Genomic DNA, 3,560 nt, shown 5'->3' with positions numbered 1-3,560 from the left:
ACAAGGACGCCGGGGAATGGAAGATCGAGGGGGCCACCGGCTCTCCCAGCGCGCAACCAGGCTGGTGGGCCGCGGCCGGCGCACGCTTCCTCGCCGACACCACGGGAGCGAAGCGGCACGACATCGTAGGGCTCAAACCCGCCAAGGGAGCCGTGACGTCGTCCGCCCGGGGCGACGCGACGTTCGACGACGAACGCGTCCTGCACCCACCCGTGCCCTCCCCAAGTCCCAAGGACCTGTGGACCGTTGTGGATACGACGGGCGATGGCAAGCCCGACATCGTCGTGCTCGCCGCCGACGGCGTCCGGGTGTCCTCTCAAGGCGAGGACGGGACGTTCGCGCCCGCGGGCGGCCAGCCTGCCCTGAAGGCGTTCGGCCACGGCACACAGGCGGGGGGTTGGCTGGTCGACAAGCATCCCCGCTTCCTCGTCGACACCACCGGTGACGGCAGGCTCGACGTCGTCGGTTGCCATGACGACGGTGTCTGGGTCTCGCTCCAGGACGAGGAAGGGAAGTTCGCACCGCTCGCCGACGCGCCTGCTCTGAAGGCGTTCGGTCACGGCGAAGAGGCGGGTGGTTGGCTGGTCGACAAGCATCCCCGCTTCTTCGCCGACACCACCGGTGACGGCAGGCTCGATATCGTCGGCTGCTACGACAACGGCGTCTGGGTGTCTCTCCAAGACGAGGACGGGACATTCGCCGAACCCCTCTACATCCTCGACGACTTCGGAGTCGAGCACGGGTGGAACTCGATCAAGGAACACCCCCGGTTCCTGCTCAAGACCACCCAGGGTGGAGCACAGGACATCGTCGGTTTCGGCCCACAGGGCGTCGTCGTGGCACGCGGGCGCGGCGACGGCACCTTCGAACCCGCGAAGCTCGTCCTGAACGACTTCGGGCTCGCCCAGGGATGGACCGGCAAGAAGCACCTTCGCCTCCTCGCCGACGTCACCGGCGACGGCAACCCCGACATCGTCGGCTTCGGAAACGAAGGGGTCTGGGTATCGCACAACCGCGGCAACGGCCAGTTCGAACAGGCCCAGTTCGTATGCCGCGGGTTCGGGTACCACGAGAACGCAGGCGGCTGGCGGGTCGACCGCCACCCCCGCTTCGTCGCCGACATCACCGGTGAGGGGCGCGTCGACATCGTCGGCTTCGGCGGCCCGGGGGTGTACGTGGCTCGTAACCTCTACCGCCGCTTCAGGACCCGATAGCCCTCGGAGCGCCTCCAGGGCCGCATTGCGCCAACACGCCAACGGCGTGCCGGTACCTGCCCCGTCCAACCCCACGTGCGGCCTGGTATGCTCCCGCCTGCCAGGCCGCACGAGGTCGGCCTTTAATCCGTTGGTTCAGGATTCGAGCCCCTGGTGACCCACCATCGGCAGTGGCAGCGTTTCCCCCGCTGACCCGCAACTTGGCGCTCACTGGAGGGCCTCCCCGTCCGCCCCACACCCTTCGTGGCCGCTGGCGGCGTCGGCGACGTCTTCGCGACGGGCCGCCTGGCCGGGAGTTCGGCGCGTGGGCGTAGACGGGATACCGGTCAGCGAGCGCGCCGCGATGAGGAACACGCTCCCGTCGCGCAGTCGATCGCGCACGGCTTCGAGCTCGGGAACGGGCTCGGCGAGCATGGTGGTGCTGTAGGTGACGACGCGGCGCACCGCCGCAGCGGACACCAACTCGCGGATATGGACCCCTTCACGGGAGTGGCCGCAGATAGGCGGCAGGCGACTTAAGGACGGTTCGGTTCCCCACCGCACCGGGTGATTGCCAGGATCGCCATGTCGTCATCGCGTGGGCCGCCGGTCCAATGTTCGACGTCGCCCACCAGGACTTCGATCACCTCGTCCGGCTGCCGGAAGGGGCCTTGGCCGCTGAGGCGCCTCACCGGTTCGTAAAAGGCCCCGGAAGGATCACGGGCCTCCGTCACGCCGTCGGTGACGAGCAGCAGCGTGCCGCCGGCTGGGAACGACCAGCTCTTGGGTCGCGCCTGCGGCACGCCCAGGCCACTCATGCCCAGCGGAAGACCAGGCTCGTCCGGATCGAGCGAGGACACCGTGTCGCCTTCGAAGAGATAGGGCGAGGGGTGGCCGCAGTTCAGCAGCCGTACCTGGTCCGTATCAGGCGTGATCTCACCGAGCAGTGCGGTGACAAAACCCTCCATCCGGACTACTTCCTCACGTTGCGATGCCTCTTTGATCAGCGCGTGTTCCAGGCGTTCGGCCAGGACTTCGAGGTTGGGTACCAGGTCTGCTTCTGCCCGGAAGGTGCCAAGCAGGACGGACACCACACCGACCGCGCCCATGCCCTTGCCGCGCACGTCCGCGATCATCAGTCTGGTGCCGTGCGGCGTATCCTGTACGGCGTATGCGTCTCCGCCGATCAGTGCCTCGACCTGCGCGGCCTTGTAGTCGGCTGCGATGGCCAGCCTTCCGACGCCTCCTGGTGGGGTGGGCAGCACCGCGCGCTGGGCGGCTTCCGCAACGTTACGCACCACTTCCAGACGGTGCCCATGACGGGCGACCACTCGGTTTACCCCGAGGGCAATGAGTACGATGAACACCGTATTGATCAGCGTGTAGACGCCGGCGGCGTGGTATTGGTAGCCGCCGCTGATCATCAGCGTCAGCTGGAATAGGACAATAGCTGTTGCGACCGCGATGGTGTGCCGTAGCGAGAGCAGTGCGCCTGCCATCACAAGGGAGGCGGCCAGCATCCCATTGCCCCAGCTCTTCGGCACTGTCATGAGGTCCCAGACGATCCCGCCCGCCATCAGAGCCGCCGGACCAAACGAGACGTACCAAGGCCACCTCATGGCATGAGGATCCATCCGCGTTCCCGATCCTTTATTCGCCCAGCCTACGCCCGAATAATGATCATGTTCACCCTGCTCAAAGTGTGGGGAACGCATGGCATCACAGCTTGGTCCGCTCCCGGTCGGGACGGGGGCCTGTCAGCGGTAGGGCTCGGCGCTGGCCTGGATGAGGGGCGATGCCCACCCAGAGCCCCGGATCCACGAAGATCTTGTCCCACTCTGCGCATGGGGAGTTTGCCGCCACCGCGCTCGCCGTGGGCTCCTCCCGCTCGGTGAAGTTCTGGTACAGCAGCTCACCCAGCGGTCTCCTCACGCGACCGTGAACAACATGCACAGCGTGAACTGCCAAACGCCCCAACCCGTGCATCGCCCCGGTAACGGGCATGCCGTACACCGTCACTTGCGTCATGCAGGCTCTGCGCTGACCGACTGGCTGCTGTGGCGCTGCCTCTTGACCGTGAGCCCAGCGGGGGCATACGGCGAACGCCCCGACTCGCGTCCTGTACGAGCCGGGGCGTTCGTGTGCCGCGGTTCAGGCTCTTCCACAGTGTGGGCATTTGCGTTGGTGAAAGGGTATGTACGGTGATCCCCATGTGAGCCCGGATGCCTTTGCACGGGGTGACATGAGGTGTGATCATGAATCACCCCCTCGCCTTACGGGCTGCCCCGCGATTGATGTTGGGGCGTGTTGGCCTGGGAGTTCGGCTGGTGGGTGATTCAGCAGGCCGTCGCGCGGACGAGCACGAGG

3 protein-coding genes are annotated in these 3,560 nt (G+C 66.7%); 1 reads left to right on the top strand and 2 read right to left on the bottom strand.

Annotated elements, in window-relative coordinates; all coding sequences use genetic code 11:
* Positions 1-1,214 (top strand): FG-GAP repeat domain-containing protein (locus ACIQU6_RS44090; RefSeq protein WP_403488274.1); only part of this gene is annotated, 1,214 nt, incomplete at its 5' end.
* Positions 1,215-1,421: 207 nt separating this feature from the next.
* On the opposite strand, the gene ACIQU6_RS44085 is transcribed toward ACIQU6_RS44090, so the two are convergent.
* The gene (locus ACIQU6_RS44085) at positions 1,422-1,673 is read right to left on the bottom strand and encodes a hypothetical protein (protein ID WP_403488272.1); all 252 of its coding nucleotides are present in this window, start codon (positions 1,671-1,673) and stop codon (positions 1,422-1,424) included.
* 56 nt (positions 1,674-1,729) lie between these two features.
* Positions 1,730-2,827 (bottom strand): PP2C family protein-serine/threonine phosphatase, encoded by a 1,098-nt coding sequence (locus ACIQU6_RS44080; protein ID WP_403488270.1) that lies wholly within the window; start codon positions 2,825-2,827, stop codon positions 1,730-1,732.
* Positions 2,828-3,560: the final 733 nt, after the last annotated feature.

The organism is Streptomyces sp. NPDC090442 (genome assembly GCF_044769405.1).
Taxonomy (GTDB): Bacteria; Actinomycetota; Actinomycetes; order Streptomycetales; family Streptomycetaceae; genus Streptomyces.
The sequence above is the reverse complement of the archived record's forward strand: the minus strand, read 5'-3'. Positions and strand labels throughout refer to the sequence as shown.

Bases quoted from the DNA above. Each gene is read 5' to 3' on its own strand.
- ACIQU6_RS44080 (WP_403488270.1), bottom strand. From the start codon at position 2,827: ATGGATCCTCATGCCATGAGGTGGCCTTGGTACGTCTCGTTTGGTCCG.